The 17,192-nt window shown below is 50.6% G+C and carries 18 protein-coding genes and 1 pseudogene; 6 read left to right on the top strand and 13 right to left on the bottom strand.

The window, feature by feature from the left end; all coding sequences use genetic code 11:
- The first annotated feature begins 120 nt into the window (after positions 1-120).
- Entirely contained in the window at positions 121-768 is a 648-nt protein-coding gene (locus VIJ98_RS20395) for a dTMP kinase (RefSeq protein ID WP_154156691.1), read from the top strand.
- A gap of 27 nt (positions 769-795) precedes the next feature.
- On the opposite strand, the gene VIJ98_RS20390 is transcribed toward VIJ98_RS20395, so the two are convergent.
- On the bottom strand, positions 796-1,698 hold the full coding sequence (locus VIJ98_RS20390; protein ID WP_154156690.1) for a LysR family transcriptional regulator: 903 nt from the start codon (positions 1,696-1,698) through the stop codon (positions 796-798).
- A 94-nt stretch (positions 1,699-1,792) separates the two neighbouring features.
- Here VIJ98_RS20390 and VIJ98_RS20385 point away from each other — a divergent pair, with 94 nt between their 5' ends.
- A complete protein-coding gene (locus tag VIJ98_RS20385) occupies positions 1,793-2,800 on the top strand; it encodes an NAD(P)-dependent alcohol dehydrogenase (RefSeq protein ID WP_323271271.1) in 1,008 nt (335 codons plus the stop codon).
- Between the two features lie 297 nt (positions 2,801-3,097).
- A pseudogene (locus tag VIJ98_RS20380) lies at positions 3,098-3,294 on the top strand (transposase); the annotation flags it as partial.
- 159 nt (positions 3,295-3,453) lie between these two features.
- Here the strand turns inward: VIJ98_RS20380 and VIJ98_RS20375 are convergent.
- From VIJ98_RS20375 to VIJ98_RS20365, 3 genes are read right to left on the bottom strand one after another with little or no spacing between them, the layout of a single operon-like run.
- Entirely contained in the window at positions 3,454-4,377 is a 924-nt protein-coding gene (locus VIJ98_RS20375; protein ID WP_323271269.1) for an alpha/beta hydrolase, read from the bottom strand.
- An 18-nt stretch (positions 4,378-4,395) separates the two neighbouring features.
- Positions 4,396-5,907 carry an alkaline phosphatase D family protein gene (locus tag VIJ98_RS20370; protein WP_323271267.1) on the bottom strand — a complete coding sequence of 504 codons (1,512 nt, stop codon included), beginning with the start codon at positions 5,905-5,907 and terminating at the stop codon, positions 4,396-4,398.
- A gap of 17 nt (positions 5,908-5,924) precedes the next feature.
- A complete protein-coding gene (locus VIJ98_RS20365; RefSeq protein WP_323271266.1) occupies positions 5,925-6,821 on the bottom strand; it encodes an SLATT domain-containing protein in 897 nt (298 codons plus the stop codon).
- 499 nt (positions 6,822-7,320) lie between these two features.
- On the opposite strand from VIJ98_RS20365, the gene VIJ98_RS20360 reads away from it, so the two are divergent.
- Positions 7,321-7,980 (top strand): phospholipase D family protein, encoded by a 660-nt coding sequence (locus VIJ98_RS20360; protein ID WP_323271265.1) that lies wholly within the window; start codon positions 7,321-7,323, stop codon positions 7,978-7,980.
- 41 nt (positions 7,981-8,021) lie between these two features.
- Here VIJ98_RS20360 and VIJ98_RS20355 read toward each other — a convergent pair whose 3' ends face one another.
- From VIJ98_RS20355 to VIJ98_RS20320, 8 genes are all read right to left on the bottom strand, one after another.
- Entirely contained in the window at positions 8,022-8,210 is a 189-nt protein-coding gene (locus VIJ98_RS20355) for a YjfB family protein (RefSeq protein ID WP_008110591.1), read from the bottom strand.
- 91 nt (positions 8,211-8,301) lie between these two features.
- A complete protein-coding gene (fucP, locus tag VIJ98_RS20350; protein ID WP_154156688.1) occupies positions 8,302-9,528 on the bottom strand; it encodes an L-fucose:H+ symporter permease in 1,227 nt (408 codons plus the stop codon).
- A 36-nt stretch (positions 9,529-9,564) separates the two neighbouring features.
- Complete coding sequence (locus VIJ98_RS20345; RefSeq protein WP_293792427.1) at positions 9,565-9,915, bottom strand: L-rhamnose mutarotase; 351 nt, start codon at positions 9,913-9,915, stop codon at positions 9,565-9,567.
- Positions 9,912-10,688 carry an SDR family oxidoreductase gene (locus VIJ98_RS20340; protein ID WP_323271264.1) on the bottom strand — a complete coding sequence of 259 codons (777 nt, stop codon included), beginning with the start codon at positions 10,686-10,688 and terminating at the stop codon, positions 9,912-9,914. The genes VIJ98_RS20345 and VIJ98_RS20340 overlap by 4 nt, the downstream gene beginning before the upstream one ends.
- Positions 10,666-11,520, bottom strand: a complete 855-nt coding sequence (locus tag VIJ98_RS20335; RefSeq protein WP_323271263.1) for an amidohydrolase family protein — start codon at positions 11,518-11,520, stop codon at positions 10,666-10,668. Before VIJ98_RS20335 ends, VIJ98_RS20340 begins: the two co-directional genes overlap by 23 nt.
- Before the next feature lies 1 nt (position 11,521).
- The gene (locus tag VIJ98_RS20330; protein WP_258145582.1) at positions 11,522-12,808 is read right to left on the bottom strand and encodes an L-fuconate dehydratase; all 1,287 of its coding nucleotides are present in this window, start codon (positions 12,806-12,808) and stop codon (positions 11,522-11,524) included.
- A complete protein-coding gene (locus VIJ98_RS20325) occupies positions 12,808-13,653 on the bottom strand; it encodes a fumarylacetoacetate hydrolase family protein (protein WP_277966511.1) in 846 nt (281 codons plus the stop codon). The genes VIJ98_RS20330 and VIJ98_RS20325 overlap by 1 nt, the downstream gene beginning before the upstream one ends.
- A gap of 13 nt (positions 13,654-13,666) precedes the next feature.
- Positions 13,667-14,407, bottom strand: a complete 741-nt coding sequence (locus VIJ98_RS20320; protein WP_061718962.1) for an SDR family oxidoreductase — start codon at positions 14,405-14,407, stop codon at positions 13,667-13,669.
- Between the two features lie 195 nt (positions 14,408-14,602).
- On the opposite strand from VIJ98_RS20320, the gene VIJ98_RS20315 reads away from it, so the two are divergent.
- Positions 14,603-15,355, top strand: a complete 753-nt coding sequence (locus tag VIJ98_RS20315) for a FadR/GntR family transcriptional regulator (protein ID WP_323271261.1) — start codon at positions 14,603-14,605, stop codon at positions 15,353-15,355.
- 86 nt (positions 15,356-15,441) lie between these two features.
- Here the strand turns inward: VIJ98_RS20315 and VIJ98_RS20310 are convergent, their stop codons facing one another.
- Positions 15,442-16,335, bottom strand: a complete 894-nt coding sequence (locus VIJ98_RS20310; RefSeq protein WP_323271260.1) for an ABC transporter six-transmembrane domain-containing protein — start codon at positions 16,333-16,335, stop codon at positions 15,442-15,444.
- A gap of 94 nt (positions 16,336-16,429) precedes the next feature.
- On the opposite strand from VIJ98_RS20310, the gene VIJ98_RS20305 reads away from it, so the two are divergent.
- Complete coding sequence (locus tag VIJ98_RS20305) at positions 16,430-17,002, top strand: TetR/AcrR family transcriptional regulator (RefSeq protein WP_323271259.1); 573 nt, start codon at positions 16,430-16,432, stop codon at positions 17,000-17,002.
- Positions 17,003-17,192 lie beyond the last annotated feature (190 nt).

Genomic DNA, 17,192 nt, shown 5'->3' with positions numbered 1-17,192 from the left:
AATAAAAGAAACCCGCTTAGTGCGGGTTTTTTGTTGTCTAAAATTTAAATAAGAAGGAAATAACATGCTCATACCAGATTTGATTTTTACACGTACGGTATATCAACCGTCATTTCAATTATGAGTCGTCCGTTGTTTGTTTCACTGGATGGGCCTAAGGGCGTCGGTAAAACCACGCTTCTGGAAGCCATTACGAAAGAACTCAGGGCCGATAACATCAAAGTGATCCGACTTAGCGAGAAAAACAGCGATCCCTACAGAAAAGAAACAATGGCCCTTGTGAACCGGCTCGCCAGAAATCCATCCCGGGATTTAGAGTTGGAAGTTTGTCAGCGCTTTGCTGATAGCCGTGCATGGATTTCCCAACATGTGCTGACTAAGCAGCCACCGGACAGCATAATTTTGATGGATCGCTGGTACCCGTCGGAGGCCGCGTTTCGCCAGATGGTTCCCTTTGCAGAGATTTTACAGCTCAATATTGAACGAAACGTGCAAACGCCGGACCTGCATGTCGGGGTTGTTACTGCGCCTGAGATTTCGTGGGCAAGGGCCGCGGCCAGAACGCGTGGGTTAAGTAGTACGGTGATTCATCAGCTGGAAGAACATGTTGCTTGTACCCAGGCGTTCGAGCATGCCGTTACAGAACACGGCTGGGTTTTATGCCGTAATGAAGGAACAATCGAACAGGCAACGAAGCAGGTTATTACTGAGATTTACAGAGTGATCGGATGCCCTTTAGGCATCAGTTCTGCTGGATCCCGCCAGTAATTACAGCAATCTCTTGGTGGGAACGAACTACCAGCGTGGAACAGCAAACCACTCCACCAGCCACTCCGTTAACGCACTGATCTTCGCTGACTGCAATTGGCTGGAAGGTTTCATCAACCAGACACCGTCTTCCCCTATCGCCTGCCAATCCGTTAGCACCGGCACTAACGTGCCTTCTGCCAGTTCTTTTTGCACCAGCCAGTTGGCAGCCAGCGCTACGCCCATGCCAGATTGAGCGGCCAGTATCAACGCATCCATCTCATCACTTTCATAACGTGTTTGCACCGGCACCGCTATCTGCTGGCCCTCTTTTTCCAGTCGCCACTCTGGCCAACTGTGCATTGGTGTGAATCCCAGACAATCGTGCTTACGCAGGTCCTGTGGATGCGTGAGCGCTGGATGGTGATCCAGATATGACGGCGCAACGCACAATATGCGGCTGGTATCCGCCAGCTTTCGCGCAATAAGCCGGTTATCCGTGAGGACACCAATGCGGATAGCCATATCGAAATTGTCACCGAGTAAATCGACGTAACGATCGCTGCAGTGCAGCACAATGCGAATATCGGGATAAGCCTTTAAAAAGCCCGGCAGCGCCTGGGCGACCCAGCGTCGTCCAAAAGATGCGGGCACCGTTAAGCGAATCGTCCCCGCTGGACGTGCTGCCAAAGCGCGGGCTTCCTCTTCAGCTTCACGCAGCAGTTCGTCTGCCAGTTCAATTTTTTGTCGATAGCGCCGGCCCTCTTCCGTCGGTCGAATGCGACGCGTAGTGCGTTCAATCAGGCGAATCCCTAACCGTTTCTCTAACGCAGCGATACGACGGGAAATTACTGAAACATCACGACCCAACGCACGGGCACCCGCGCTAAAACTGCCCGCACGCACTACCGCCAAAAAGGCTTCGCGTTGGCGAAAATCGTCCTCTTGCATTATTGCACCCCGCGCAACGGTCATTTGGTTTTGGCATCCATTATAGCGTCTGTTTTACCGCACACTGACTGCACTTAGTAAACAGGAGAACGTTATGCAAGCCATTCAGTTAACTGCCCCAACAATCGACAGCCTAAATATCTGCGAATTACCGCGCCCACAACCTAACTATGGTGAGGTGGTGATTCGGCAACATGCCGTCAGCCTAAACTACCTTGATTTGGCACTGGCTACAGGTAAGTTCGGCGCCATCGCACAGCCTCTTATTCCGGGTGCAGACAGTGCTGGAGAGATTGTCGAGTTGGGTGCGGGCGTGAGCAGTTGGCAAATCGGCGCTCGCGTGGTGCCGGGCATGATGTACCGCTGGCATGCTGGTGCGTTAGGCCCCGATCATCATCACGCATTGCGCGGTGTTACGACCAATGGCGGGCTGGCAGAATATGCCGTTGTCCCCGCCGAGTCGCTGGTGCGTATCCCTGATTTTCTTACCTGGCAGCAAGCCGCGACTTTACCTATCGCTGCCACTACGGCCTGGAACGCCATCGTGCGCGCTAAAATTCAGCCCGGCAGTACGGTTTTGCTGCTCGGCACCGGAGGTGTAAGTCTGTTTGCGCTGCAATACGCCAAAGCGGCGGGCGCACGGGTGATTATTCTGTCCTCTTCCAACGAGAAACTGGCCAGAGTGAAAGCTCTGGGTGCGGATGAAGGGATTAACTATCGCGAACAGCCCGATTGGGATCAACAGGTGCTCAAGTTGACGAATAATCATGGCGCAGATCTGGTGCTGGAATCGGTGGGCGCCTCGACCTTTGCCAAATCAATTAATGCCGCCGCCTATAACGGAACCATATTTGTGATTGGCTTTATTGGCGGTGAAGAGCTTAACGTGCCGGTGCTGCCAATTATGCAGAAAATGTTGAATATCGTCGGTAATAATACCGGCTCGACGTCCGATCTTCGTGCTGCAGTCAGAGCGATTGAAACCAGCGCAATCCAACCTGAAGTTGACCGTGTTTTTGGTTTTACTGACGTTCAGGAGGCGTATCGTTACCTGCAATCCGCCGGGCATGTCGGGAAAGTGGTGATTGATTTACATGCTTGAGTCTTGTAGACCTGTGGCCGCTCACGTATGTGATATTCCAGGTGCGCATAAATGCGCACCCTACGAAAATCCCGCCATATAACCGTAGGGTCGCCATTCATGGCGACCGATTAATGCTGACCTAAGTAGAGGCTGCTTTCGATTTCAAGGAGGACTCTGCCCAATGCAGTTGTCCTTTTTGTGCCAGGAGCGGAAGTAAGAGTGCAAGAGGCCATCTAAAAATTGATTGTGCGTTTGGCAGGGATACTTACAAACACAGGGTATTCCTATGCATAGTTCAATTTTACTGGCAGTCAGATCATTGCCATTTTCACACATGTTGAGGCGGTTACGCCGATGCCAGAACTGTGCCAAGAGCACGGCGTCAACAGCAGCAGCTTTTATAAATGACGGGTAAAATTTAGTAGTATGGATGCCGCACTTATGAGCCGCATGAAAGAACTGGAAGACAAAAATTTGCGCCTAAAAAAATGTGCGCTGAAGAGCGGCTGAAGGATAGTTTTTGTTAAATGAGGGATTATATATACCACTATAAAGTGGGGGGTTGTGTTACCATCTGGCATGAATAATATCATTTTTTTCGCTTTTGTGTCATCGAGGTATCGTGACATGGCCCAGACAAATCGCCTAGGCTAAAACATATGATTCTTCAATTAAGAAAATGGATCCTGAACGATTTCACCTTTTATCATGCAATCAATAATATGCTGAATCACAAGGCTGGGTTTGGTCGCATCATCCGCTAATGACTCAAAATAACTATGACCAATGAGGCTATCCGCAGGTTGATTGACATTACCGCAATTAATTACCGTCACATTATGAGGAATACGTGTCAGATAGGCAGGTCCCAAGCTTCCTAATCGTGGTAATGCGTCAGAATTCACTAATTTGCTTGCTTTAAGAGCAAGATCATCTCGCGCATGATAGAGCATTACATCGCGAGTGACCTCGCAAATTATTTCGGCAGGTTCATTAATTTCCAGTGCATTACTTTCCAGATCAGGTGCAACCATGAAAGTAAAATCAAATAAACGCCTCCGATCTATTGAAGATTTATACCAGTTATTCAGCGTCGCGCATAGCACCCGGTTTCCCATCGAATGCGCCAGCAGGTTTATCTTTTTGCATGCTGTCGTACGCCCTCTTCCCCAGTCAAGAAATCTCTGAATAACACGTGAAAAGGAACTTCCGCTATCGTTTGCCGCATCACGGTCATCATAATAACGGTGGATGATTCCTTTCTCGCCACAACAGGGCCAGATTAAAGGAATAACCATGATCTTAAAGGATGCAAGAGTATCACAGAGATTTTGTACTAACTGGGCTGCAGTGAAAACGTCTTCGGGCAAGTTCCTGAATCCATGCAGATAGAACAAAATTGATTTGACCTGCGATGTCTCTATTGCCTGAAGAAAATTATCGCTTCCCAGTTCGATGTCTCTGTTATGCAATCTATCTCTCTGGCAATAATATATCGAGGCTGAAGGAGTATTATCTAACAGATCAAAAATAAAATCGCGGCCGGGGTCTGTAACAAATGATCCTTGCGGAGAACGATTAGTTATAAATAACATGCACACCTCCTGAAAAAGTTAGTTTATTTCATCCCCATAAGGATGAATGACTCTAGTTGTTAATTGTTTAGCAAATTCAACATGCCAATTTGCCCATAAACGGTTCTTATCGTCTGGTTCAATAGCCAGCCAATTCCTTTCGCCGATTAAATAACCACCGTCTGAAGCGATGGGTAGCATATTTGCAGTTATTCCAGAGTCGATAATATCGACTTTATCTGCATTACTTTCTAGAATATAACGAGCGATAGCCGGCGGGGCCGGATGAACAACACCAGTTGAGATCAGCTGGTTTACTCTCGTAGCAAATCCTGAATTAGGATAACGTGAGGATTCAATAACTGCACTTGCCGCAACATGCACGTCTCCAGAAAGAATTGTGACGCGACTTTTATGAATCCGCGAGAAATCAAGTAGATTGTGCACTAGGCGAATCCTTTCCCCCCGGTGAGCGTCATCCCGCCAGTGATCTCGTAAATCATCTTCGAGTTCATTTCGTCCAGGTAGAACCTTGAGTAATTTGGCAAGATTATTCAGGTTAAGATAAGCCACTGGTATACTGGATTGCAGCAACACATGACCATTTTCGGGAAGAGCATTAAGATACTGATAAAATAATTTCCAGTTGTACTCTGACATAATTTGCATCGGTTCTGGCTGTCGCTCTTTGCGCAAATCTGCCACCAGAATAGATATTTTACCAATAGGCGAAAAACCAAGATTGTAGTTTGTACATCCAGGCAATGCTGAAGGGTGATTCTCATCACCTGTTGCAGCTAATTGTAGTTGGAGCACGCGAAAATATTGCTCTGCCAAGGCGAATATTCCCTGATAAATGTCACTATTGTGCAATGCCGTAGGATAGGACCCCCAACCGTCAAAAATATCATGGTCGTCCCACATCATAATACTTGGGATTGCTGACATGGCATTGCTTATTGCCGGCGAAGCCCAAGCTTTCAAATAAAGGTTGCATAAAAAGACATCTAGTTCTTCTTTCATCTTTTTCGTGAAGGGTTTATGCCAGCGATCAAGAGCAAAGCTGACATTCCACTCAAATATTGATTTAACTTGCTGCCATAAACCATCCGTATATACCTGATCGCCACCCATCATAAGAATATGATAGGGCCTTGATTTATGAGTGATGTAAAGATCATTCCAGCGATTGGTAATGTCACCGACATCCTTCATCTTTTTAGCATCTGAAAAGCCATTACAAGACACATAAGCAATAGCCGGACTTTGCCCTAACGCGGGTAACTCAAACTGCCAGTTGTTACTTTCGATCGCATAGCTAATTGTTTGCGGAACACCTAATAATGGCACGTTAAAATCCAGTCTTATTACATCCCATATAGGATTGCTAAATGGCAAACTGGCTAATTTTATAATCTGCTCAACTACACCGTTGCTCAGTGTGCAATCAATCTCGTTTTGATCAATGGGAACAACAAGAAGTGCAGAAACATAAAAAAAATTAACATCCACTTTTCTGAGACTCAATACAGGACCAAGAATAATATTCATAATTCCTCCAGTTATGTTTATATAGAGAAATCAACCCGTAACACTTCCCCTGGGCATATTTTAACCGCCTGTGAATGAATTGAATTTAAGCCATCACAAATCTCTAACAAATAAATATCTGGTGCAATATCCGTTACACCCCAGCAACCAGCACTAAACTCTTTCTCATTAATGGTTCTCGTTCCTTTTTTCATTAAAACTTTAATCATTTTTTGTGATGATGAAGTAGTTATATGAATATTAATAGCACCCGACAAGATCATACCATCCCATTTTTCTTGCTGGCTGTTTCCGTTCTGTACTGATGAGCTTTGACTATTCTCTTGCTGATTTGCTTTAAGCATAGCCCCTAGCTGGTTTAAACTATCGCCAAACTGCATTGACCATTCATCAGTTTCACGCTTCTGAAAACCATCTACTGATTGAATAAAATCTTTTACCAACTTGAGAGCATTTTGATAACATGTGTCAAAGTTATGTTCATTCAAAGAATTGTTAGCTATCCATTTTGAAGTGAAATCGTTATGGATTATTTCAACATCCAGCACAGTTTTAATATATCTTACCCACCCGCTAGTCCAACCGAAAACTTTATCAATCAAAAGCAAAACTATGGACATAGCGAATAAACCAAAGGCAAGTTGGCTAAGAAAAAACTGTTCACCTACATCTCCATGATAATAATTAACCACCACCGCTTGTATAAATGTGGCCAATATCACTAGAGCGAACACCATTATCAGCAATAAAAATGCCGCTCTTCTTTTTCTGGCAATACCTCGCCAATACCATTGGCAACGCCCTTCTTTGTATCCATTTGCATAACTATATAACTTCTCTATTTTTTGCTCTGGTGTAAGTGTCATGATATTAGCCAGCGCATTGATATTTTTAACATAGGCAGCGTATGACATATTCTTCTTCCTTACAGAAAAGAAAAACCTAGAGCTCAACATTAAAAAAAGGTAAACCTGTAGAGTGAAATGGTACTAACATTAATGAGCAGGACGATCTGTTAGCGCAAAAAGGTAGGGAGCGGCATATCCAAGTCAACCTCATGGTTAATCGCTCACTACGACAACATTAAATAGTTCCTTCCCGTTATGATAAAGAGTGTTAATTCTATCTCGGCGAATATCAAGGACCATGGAAATTAAAACTTTAATTTTACGTTAATTGCAGAATGCAGTTGAAAATGATGAATAATTATTTCAGGCAGCATTAAAAAACACCTCACAACGGCGGTCGGGACATACTGGGTAGACACTGTTCAGACCTCCCCTCTGAAATCGCCGCCATATCGCTGCCGATCGTCACAGCAAACGAGGCAGGCACCGATTTTGGGAAGAGATGAAATCAAGCATTCCGAACTTCCGCAGCTCGCTCACAGCGGACTAACACTCGGAATTTATCATGCTGTCGAGTGTCTATATCCCGCTTTCCTCACCCAAATACCCCTTGATTTCAGACAATATCCAACCACCTCTGCAAGAGTATTCTGCCCTCAATTTTTCGTCCTTTTCCCAGGATGTTCTCATGCACCGATGGTTATGTGGGTTCCTGATTTACCTTTCTGCAACAACCTCTGCCACACCCACGGTAGAAGCGGGATTCTCATCCGGTAAAGACGGGCATTCCGCCCAAACAATGGTGCTGCACCTGATTAACGGCGCGCATAAATCGATTGAGATGATGGCATATGAATTCAAAGCGCCGGACATTGTTGCCGCGCTGGGTAAGGCGGCTGAGCGTGGGGTGAAAGTGAGTGTCGTGATCGATTATCACGCTAACAAATCCAATAAACTCTCACTTGCTGCAATACCTGATGCGATAAGCCACGGCGTGGTGATTCGCGTGGATCGCCATTTCCACATCCAACATGACAAAGTGATGATTATTGACGGCCGAATACTGGAAACCGGTTCATTCAACTACACGCCAACCGCTGAGAAGGCAAATAGCGAAAACATTCTGGTTCTCAGGCATATACCTAAAGTAATAGAACGTTTTCAGCGACACTTTGAGACGCGGTGGAAATATGGTGTGCCGTATCAAAAAGGCGATTTGAAGTGATGCCAGACCGACATCACTCCACAAAACCGTTAATGCTGACTTCAGGCAGTGGTATTAATATTGCGCCCGATTGCCGGATTTGCCGGCAACTGAGGAATCGAATCCAAAATGCCAGCTGCCATCGTTTGCTGATTATCCAGCGTCTTCTTCAGAACCAGCGTACTGATTTTATTCGCCAGTTCCATGTTATCAAGGCCGGTAGCCAGTGATGTAATTTGTGATACATCCATCTTGCTCTCCTGATTACTACGATTATTGAGTAGCTAAAAAGCCAGAAACAGTTATCGGCAGTTTGGCGAAAAGCTTTAACTGTTCCATCCCTCACGAATGCTTGCGCTGCCTCAACGCATAGGCCAGCACCACCACAAAGCACAGCAGCGGCAAACTGTACGCCACGGCGGTACTGATGTGGTCAGAAATCAGGCCCATGAAATAGGGCATGATCGCGCCGCCGACAATCGCCATGATCATAAACGAGCTGGCTTGTTTGGTAGACTCGCCAAGATTTTTAACGCCCATGGCAAAGATGGTTGGGAACATGGTGGACATAAAGAAGAAGATGGCGATCAGCGCAACCACGGAGACATCGCCCGCGCCCAGCATCACAACCGCGCACAGCACGATGTTGATCAGCGCGTAAGCCGCCAGCATCGCAGCCGGTTTCACCCGACCCAATAACCAGGTTGAGAAGAAACGTCCGAGCATAAAGCAGATCATCGCAACCGAAAGCATATATGCCGCGCTTTGGTTGGTGACACCGTGCCAGTGCTCGGTAGCGTAGTTAATAAAGAAGGCGCCCACGCCAACCTGCGCGGCAACATAAAAGAACTGCGCGATCACGCCGCCGACAAAATGTTTTTGCTGCCATAAAGTCGCGCCGGGCTGCTGAATATGTTGGCTGGCGGATTCACGAATATCGGGCAACGCGGTGCGTTTAAATAGCAGCGCGATGGCAATAACTACGCATGCAATTACTACATAGGTGATTTTCACGCTGTCCTGCGCCGCATCCTGGCTGGCCTGAGTAAAGAACAGCGAGCCGCCAATCATCGGTCCAACAAACTGCCCTAACCCGTTAAAGGATTGCGCCAGATTGAGACGACGTTCCGCGCCATTGGGATCGCCCAGCACCGTGGCATACGGGTTAGCAGCGGTTTCGAGACAGCCTAGCCCGCACGCCAGCACGAACAACGCAAACAGGAATACCGAGAAATCATTGACCATCGCCGCCGGCACAAACAGCAGCGCGCCAATCGCATACAACGATAATCCCGCCAATATTCCGGCTTTATAACCGTGACGCTGCATAAAATAACCGGCCGGCAGCGCGACAATAAAATAGGCACCGAAATAAGCCGCCTGTAATAATCCCGATTGCGCTTTGGTAACGTTTAACGTTTCCTGAAAGTGTTTATTCAGCACATCCAGCAGGCCGTATGAGACGCCCCACATAAAAAACAGGGTGGTAATTAGCATGAACGCCCAGCGCAGGCTAATAGTTCCCCTGACGCCCATATTTTCAGGCGTCTCGACGCGTTGTGTAGACATGGTTATATCCTCGTAGGGTACAGTCGGTAAGTGTTGTTATTGGTCCTGCAAAGAGAATATTCGCGCCATCGCCACCCATTTTTCCCCTTCGGGCGTCCAGGGCGTTGGCTGTTGGAACTGCCACATCAGCGCTTCCCAGCGCTGAATATGCGGATCCTGCTCAGATGCCTGAGCAAAATCCTGCGTGTTAAAGCGATCGTTCACCTCCATCAGCATAAAAAGACGGGTGCCAAGCCGGTAAATCTCCATATTTTCGATGCCGTGCTGGCGCAAATGCTGCGCCACTTCCGGCCAGATGCGCTGATGCAGGCGCTGGTACTCGGCGATCTTCTCTGCATCGTCCACCAGATCCAGCGCCAGACAATAACGCCCGGTTGCGCCACTCATAACAGCGCCCGATCGAGATGCAGATAGCCGCCATCGACGCTCAGCCACTCGCCGGTGGTGTGCGAAGCGCGCGACGACAGCAAAAACACCACGGTGTTAGCGATCTCTTGCGGCGTGGTCATGCGTTGGCCGAGCGGAATACGCTGGGTGATTTTCTCCAGTTCGGATTGCGGATCGGCGAAGGTGCCGATCCAGCGTTCATACAGCGGCGTCATCACTTCGGCGGGAACCACGGCGTTGACCCGCACGCCGCTGTGTCGTAGTGATACCGCCCATTCACGCGTCAGTGACAGAATCGCCCCTTTCGCTGCGCAGTAGCCGCTGGTGCCGCCCTGTCCGCTCAGCGCGGTTTTGGACGCAATATTGACGATTGATCCCCGGCTATTTTCCAGCGCTTGCTGGCAGAAATGGGTCATCTGGTAATAGTGGATGAGGTTCTTTTCCAGCGAGGAGACAAAGGCGCTGCGCCCCGCTTCCAACCCAACGCCATCATTGACGCCAGCGTTATTCACCAGACCGTCGATGCGACCAAACTGCTGCTGCACGGCTTCCACCGCTTGCTGGCAGTTCTGCTCATCACAGAGATCGGCGAGCAGCACTTCGCTTTGTGGCTGCAATTCGCGCAGCGCGGCCAGCCACATCTCATCTGGCTGTGCGTTGCTGACGATGACGGGAATCGCGCCCTCTTCCGCCAGCAGGCGTGAGATGGCGGCGCCAATGCCCGATCCGCCGCCGGTGACGATAATCACTTTATCCTGCAAAAACAGATTCATTCTTCTCTCCTGTCAGGCTGTAAACCTGCGCGGCGGTGTTGCCCCAAATGGCGGCCTGTTCATCGGCGGACAGCTCCGCTAGCGCGTCGTCAATCAGTTGCGCCACCGCGTGATATTCCGCTGCCAGCAGGCAAACTGGCCAGTCTGAACCAAACATCAGGCGATGCGGACCAAAACGCGCCAGCGCCTCATCAATAAAGGGCCGCAGCTGCGCGCCGCTCCACTGACCGTGCGGTGCTTCGGTGACCAATCCGGACAATTTGCACACCACGTGCGGCATCGCGGCCAGTTCTGCAACCTGCTCGCCCCAAGCCTGTGCGCCGCGCGCAATATCTGGTTTTCCCAGATGATCGAGCACCAGCCAGTGGCGATCGTGCTGCGCGGCAAAGCGCGTGGCATCCGCCAGATGTTGCCAGGTCACCAGCATTTCCCATACGTAATCACGCCGTTGAATCTGAGTGATGCCGGTTGTCACGCGCGGTTGCTGCAGCCATGCGGCGGGATCCTGTTCATCCTGCACCTGATGACGAAAACCGCGCAGCAACGGATGCTGCAATGCCGTCAACTGCTCCACCAGATTTGTAGCGGTGACGTCGATCCAGCCAACCACCTGCGTTGCCGGTTGCTGCTGCGCCCATTGCAACAGCTGCTGCGTTTCCGCTACACACTGCCGCGCCTGTACCGCAATCGAACCCTGCAGCTGACGTTGCGCCAGCAGCGGTGCGAGATCGTCCGGCAGATAATCTTGTTGCAGTCGCGTCATGGAATCCGTGATCCACGGAAAGTCCGCCGCGTCGTAGCGCCAGAAATGCTGATGAGCGTCGATTCGCACGTCAGCCTCCCTGCGCGCGATAGCGGTATTGCTCACGCGAAGCGGGATACATTTCGATTGAGAAGCCGGGCGCGGTGGGCGGCATATAGGCCGCGCCGCGAATTTCGCACGGATTAAGGAAATGTTCGTGCAGATGATCAACGTACTCGATGACCCGGCCTTCATGGCTGCCGGCAATACAAACAAAGTCGATCATCGACAGATGCTGAACGTATTCGCACAGCCCAACGCCGCCCGCATGCGGACACACCGGCAGCTGGTATTTCGCTGCCATCAGCATTACCGCCAGCACTTCATTCACGCCGCCGAGACGACAGGCATCAATCTGCACCACATCAATCGCCTCGCGCATAATCAGCTGTTTAAAGATGATGCGGTTCTGGCACATTTCGCCGGTTGCCACTTTTACCGGCGCAACGCCCTGACGAATTTTGCGATGTCCTTCGATATCGTCCGGGCTGGTGGGTTCTTCGATAAACCACGGCCGCGCGAACGCCAGCTGTTGTACCCAATCCACCGCGTCATTCACTTCCCAAACCTGGTTGGCATCGATCATCAGTTGGCGATCCGGCCCCAACACTTCGCGCGCAATGCGCACGCGGCGAATATCATCTTCGAGGTCACGCCCCACTTTCAGCTTGATGTGGGAGAACCCGGCATCGACCGCCTGCTGGCACAGACGGCGCAGTTTCTCGTCGTCGTAGCCAAGCCAGCCCGCCGAGGTGGTGTAGCAAGGATATCCGTGCTGCTCGAGCTGGCGGATGCGCTCCGCTTTTCCTGCCTGCTGCGCCGTCAGCAAAGCCAGTGCTTCGTCTGGCGTGATGCAGTCGGTGAGATAACGGAAATCGATGCAGCGTACCAGTTCCTGCGGCGACATATCGGCCACCAGCCGCCACAGCGGCTTCTCTTCTGATTTCGCCCACAGATCCCATACCGCGTTGACCACCGCGCCGGTCGCCAGATGAATCGCGCCTTTATCCGGGCCGATCCAGCGTAGCTGGCTGTCGCTGGTGATATCGCGCCAGAATTGCCCCATATCGGCGGTAATCGACTCTAGCTGACGGCCGACGATCAGGTGCTCAAGTGCACGTATTGCGGCACAGCAAATCTCATTGCCGCGCCCGATGGTAAAGGTCAAACCGTGTCCGCTGATCGCCGCGTTATCCGTCTCGATGATGACGTAAGCAGCGGAATAATCGGGGTCTGGATTCATCGCATCCGAACCATCGAGGTGTTGCGAAGTGGGAAAACGGATATCTTCCACGCGCAGTGCCGTAAGTTTGGTCATTATTCGCTGCCCTCGGTGATTTGACGCTGCTCGCCCAGCCCGGCGATGCCCAATCTAATAACTTGCCCCGCACGCAAATAGACCGGCGGTTTCTGTCCCATGCCGACGCCTGGCGGTGTGCCGGTGGAGATGATGTCGCCTGGCTGCAAACTCATAAAACGGCTGAGGTAGCTGATGATGTGCGCGACCGAAAAGATCATGGTGCGCGTGTTACCGTTTTGATAGCGCTTGCCGTCAACCTCCAGCCACAGATCGAGCTGCTGCGGATCGGCAATCTCATCGGCGGTCACCAGCCAGGGACCGATCGGACCAAAGGTGTCGCAGCCTTTGCCTTTATCCCAGGTTCCGCCGCGTTCGATCTGATATTCACGTTCCGAGACGTCGTTGACCACGCAGTAGCCCGCGACATGCGACAGCGCATCCTCTTCCGCGATGTAGCTGCCGCCTTTGCCGATCACCACGCCCAGTTCCACTTCCCAGTCGGTTTTTACCGAGCCGCGCGGAATACGCACTGCATCATTCGGCCCCACAACCGCGCTGGTCCATTTGCCAAACACCACCGGCTCCAGCGGAATGTCGGCGCCGGTTTCGGCGGCATGATCGGCATAGTTCAGGCCGATACAGATGAATTTGCCAATCTGTCCGACGCAGGCACCAATGCGCGGCTGGCCGCTGATTTTCGGCAGTTCGCTGAGCGGCAGCTGGCGCAGTCTCTCCAGCGCGGAGGGCAGCAGCGCATCGCCCGCTAAATCATCGATAAAGTGCGACAAATCGCGCAATTCGCCCTGCTCATCCAGCATTGCCGGACGCTCTTTACCCGGTTCGCCGACACGTAATAATTTCATTCTTCCACTCCTGTTAGTTGCTCCAGCCGCCATCGATAATCTGTGCGGTGCCGGTGGTGTAGGCGCTGGCATCGGAAGCCAGATAGGCCGCCAGATAAGCGATCTCTTCTGTGGTGCCGATACGGCCAATCGGTTGACGCGCGACAAAGGCGTTATAAACCTCGGTTTCGCTGCGCCCTTCTGCCTGCGCCTGCGCGGCAATGCGCTGACGCAACGATGGTGAATCAATGGTGCCGGGGCAAATGGCGTTGCAGCGGATGCCTTCGCCAATGTAATCCGCCGCCACCGAACGCGTCAGGCCAATCACCGCCGCTTTGGTAGCGCTGTAGGCGAAGCGATTGACCACGCCTTTCACACTCGATGCCACCGATGACATGTTGATGATCGACCCTTGCTGCTGTTGCAGCATCGCGGGCAGAAACGCCTGAATCATGCGAAACATCGCCGTGACATTGAGGTCGAGCGCGAACTGCCACTCCTTTTCGCTGCATTCCAGCAGGCTGCCGCTGTGAACCACGCCGGCGCAGTTGAACAGCACATCCAGCGTACCGAGCTCCTGCGCCGCCGCGCTGATCGCCTGGCGATCGGTGACATCGAGTTGATAGGCGCGAATGCCGGGTAAATCATGCAGCGCGGCAATGTTGATATCGCTGGCAATCACATCTGCGCCTTGCTGAGCAAAGTAGCGCGCGCTGGCTAAACCAATGCCTTGTCCGGCAGCGGTGATCAGCACGCGTTTTCCATGTAAATTCATTGCATTTCCTCTGGTCCAAAGATCTAATGGTCAGGCCATTGAAAGTAGATTTCTTCCCAGCGGGAGAGCAAAATATCGCTGGCTACTTTTTCGCTTACGCATTACGTTTTATTGACAATTGCGTAACATTGACAAGTGTCCTGACGATTATTTGTGCAACTGATCACTTAATTTATTTAGACAGGGAGCAGCGCAATGCCGATCAAAAAGATGGAAAACCCCAGACTTTACAGACAAATAGCAGACCAATTGATTGCGCTTATCGACAATAACGAATTTCCGCCCGGCAGCCGCCTGCCAGCGGAGCGTGAGTTGGCTGAGCAGCTTCAGGTCAGTCGTGCATCGGTGCGTGAAGCGCTGATCGCGTTGGAAGTGATTGGTCTGGTGGATGTGAAGGTCGGCAATGGCGTGATTGTGAAAGCGCGTTCCAGTACGCAGGAGCCGGTGATGATGCAGGCCGGACGCGATCAGTGGAATGAGCCGGATGATGAGCTGGGTATCAACCTGGATTTCTCCACCGAGCTTCCACCCTTCTCGCTGCTGCAAGCCCGCCGTCTAATTGAGCCGGAAGCCGCTGCGCTTGCTGCGGTGCATGCCAGCGAGCATGAACTGGCGCTGATCCGCGCCGCTTATCAACAAAACTGCGAGGATAACCGCGCGCAATCGCGCACCCATCCCGGCGACCGCCTGTTCCATATCCGCATTGCCCAGGCGAGCGGCAATCCTGCCTATGGATTTATCATCGGCCACCTGCTCGGCCATCGCTATGGCAGCATGTTCCGCATGTTGCAGGCCCATTACACGCCTAGCGATATGCCGGTCGTCTCAGAATCCGAACATATGGCGATTCTTTCCGCGCTGGAGAAACGCGATGCCAAAGAAGCGAGGAGCGCGATGAAGAAGCATATTGATCGGGTGATCGCGACCTTTGAGCGTGTGCAGGAATGAGAGGATTTTGCGCACCAGGTCGCCATGAATGGCGACCCTAAAATGGATTGGTGCAGTTTTTGTCCTTACTGCCGCCGTCGCGGACTTCAGATAGGATCAGTCTTAACCCTTTTCCCTATATCCTTCAGCTGGGAATATTTCTCCAGCAGTTGGGGCGCATCATCCAGGCTCATCGCGAACATCCAGAGATAAGTCATGACAGAATAAATATGGCCGGCATCGGTCCCACCGCGTAAAGCCATGGTGAAAATAGTCATGGCAAACAATATAGCGGTGACCGCGCCAATCGAAAGATATCCCATCGCTTCGCGATCGGACAGGCGGATACGCAGCCCCGCCAACACCCGATAATGTCTGCTCAAAGATGCGACCGGTGCACTGCTGACAAAGCCCACTTCTTTTTCAAGTCGACCATTAAGCCGGAAAAATAGGGCCTCATTTTTATTGGTGTAACCTGGCAGAAAAAACGAAAAGAACACTAAAACGGCCAGGCAGGCGATGCCCGACCAGAATTCAATCGCCAGTAACATTAACGCCGCCCCGGTGATAGAAGCCAGGGAAGTAATCAATACCGGCAGATGTTTTTCAAAGAAGTCGACGAACTCTCTTGAAAGCGCAACACGGGCGGCGATGGTTGAATGACTGTGATTTTCCCGACGCTGGGCAACAATAACCGGCACAGCCAGTTCAGCATAAATTCGCGCGAAAGTGCGCGTATCAAGACTGCGCCTGGCGGCACCAATCACCCACATGGTAAAAACCATTAAGGCATAAAATACAGCATGCCATGCCTTACCGGCGACGATGGCATTGATGGCAAAACCAGCCAGCAATGGATAAAGCAGATAGGTCACGTTTTCGGCAATAACCAGCAATAAGGTAAAGAAAAGCTTTCTGTAATGACGGCGTCCAATGTTTTTAAGGGTATTAACCGCGCTGCCGGAGACGTTAACCGGTTCAATAATTTCATGCGTTTGCATAGGATCAATTTCTGTTAATATTAATTTGAGCGAATGCTCAAATTCTGATGGGAAGTCTATTTGAGCAACTGCTCAAAGTCAACGGAGCCGCAACATGAAAGAGACCAAGGAAGCGCTGAAAGCCCGCATATTGGATGGCGCTGCCGCGCTATTCATAGAGAAAGGTATCGAGAACGTTGCAACGCGCGAACTCACCGAAAGGCTCTCAATCTCCCGTAGCCATATTTACTATTATTTCAGCGACTGGCAGACGCTATGCATTGAAGCCCTGACAAGGTATTTGCAGAACGAACTGGATGATTTTTCACGATCCATTGAATCAACGTTACCTGCTGACAAACTGAATACTGCCATTGAAAACTATTTGCCGGATGCCCCGGACGCCGTCTGGCAGCTTTATGGTTCACTCTGGCAGATGGCGGGCCGCGACAAAGCCTATGCTGAGCTAGCAGAGTTATTTATTAATAAGTGGACCCAATTCATCACTGCCATCGTTGAGGAAGGGATTGCTCAAGGTTTTTACCGGCCTGTTGAAAGCGCGCGTTTTACACGCCAGCTCGGCGCCATGCTTAACGGCTATGCCGACAGCCTGATGATCAGCCCTAGTCCGGCAAAACATCGTGAAGCTGTTGAGGATATTCAGGCGTTTATTAGGCTTACGCTTTGAGTTGTTTTTAGGTGAGTGGATTGGCAGGTTAGATGCATACTTATTAGCCTGCCAAAAGTGATCCTACATAGTCCTTTAGCTTCTATAAATACCCCGTCTACGTGTGCTTTTTTTAACCCCTCTATTTTTCAAACTGTTATCACTCCCATCAAAAAAACCATTCTCCAGTGGCGCACAGAAATCATCGCCA

The organism is Pantoea sp. S18 (assembly GCF_045689705.1).
Taxonomy (GTDB): domain Bacteria; phylum Pseudomonadota; class Gammaproteobacteria; order Enterobacterales; family Enterobacteriaceae; genus Pantoea; species Pantoea symbiotica.
This window is presented reverse-complemented; position numbering and strand designations above follow the sequence as displayed.

Coding starts and splice junctions, on each gene's coding strand:
- VIJ98_RS20395 (WP_154156691.1), top strand. CDS start 121: ATGAGTCGTCCGTTGTTTGTTTCACTGGATGGGCCTAAGGGCGTCGGT.
- VIJ98_RS20390 (WP_154156690.1), bottom strand. CDS start 1,698: ATGCAAGAGGACGATTTTCGCCAACGCGAAGCCTTTTTGGCGGTAGTG.
- VIJ98_RS20385 (WP_323271271.1), top strand. CDS start 1,793: ATGCAAGCCATTCAGTTAACTGCCCCAACAATCGACAGCCTAAATATC.
- VIJ98_RS20375 (WP_323271269.1), bottom strand. CDS start 4,377: ATGTTATTTATAACTAATCGTTCTCCGCAAGGATCATTTGTTACAGAC.
- VIJ98_RS20370 (WP_323271267.1), bottom strand. CDS start 5,907: ATGAATATTATTCTTGGTCCTGTATTGAGTCTCAGAAAAGTGGATGTT.
- VIJ98_RS20365 (WP_323271266.1), bottom strand. CDS start 6,821: ATGTCATACGCTGCCTATGTTAAAAATATCAATGCGCTGGCTAATATC.
- VIJ98_RS20360 (WP_323271265.1), top strand. CDS start 7,321: ATGCTGTCGAGTGTCTATATCCCGCTTTCCTCACCCAAATACCCCTTG.
- VIJ98_RS20355 (WP_008110591.1), bottom strand. CDS start 8,210: ATGGATGTATCACAAATTACATCACTGGCTACCGGCCTTGATAACATG.
- fucP (WP_154156688.1), bottom strand. CDS start 9,528: ATGTCTACACAACGCGTCGAGACGCCTGAAAATATGGGCGTCAGGGGA.
- VIJ98_RS20345 (WP_293792427.1), bottom strand. CDS start 9,915: ATGAGTGGCGCAACCGGGCGTTATTGTCTGGCGCTGGATCTGGTGGAC.
- VIJ98_RS20340 (WP_323271264.1), bottom strand. CDS start 10,688: ATGAATCTGTTTTTGCAGGATAAAGTGATTATCGTCACCGGCGGCGGA.
- VIJ98_RS20330 (WP_258145582.1), bottom strand. CDS start 12,808: ATGACCAAACTTACGGCACTGCGCGTGGAAGATATCCGTTTTCCCACT.
- VIJ98_RS20325 (WP_277966511.1), bottom strand. CDS start 13,653: ATGAAATTATTACGTGTCGGCGAACCGGGTAAAGAGCGTCCGGCAATG.
- VIJ98_RS20320 (WP_061718962.1), bottom strand. CDS start 14,407: ATGAATTTACATGGAAAACGCGTGCTGATCACCGCTGCCGGACAAGGC.
- VIJ98_RS20315 (WP_323271261.1), top strand. CDS start 14,603: ATGCCGATCAAAAAGATGGAAAACCCCAGACTTTACAGACAAATAGCA.
- VIJ98_RS20310 (WP_323271260.1), bottom strand. CDS start 16,335: ATGCAAACGCATGAAATTATTGAACCGGTTAACGTCTCCGGCAGCGCG.
- VIJ98_RS20305 (WP_323271259.1), top strand. CDS start 16,430: ATGAAAGAGACCAAGGAAGCGCTGAAAGCCCGCATATTGGATGGCGCT.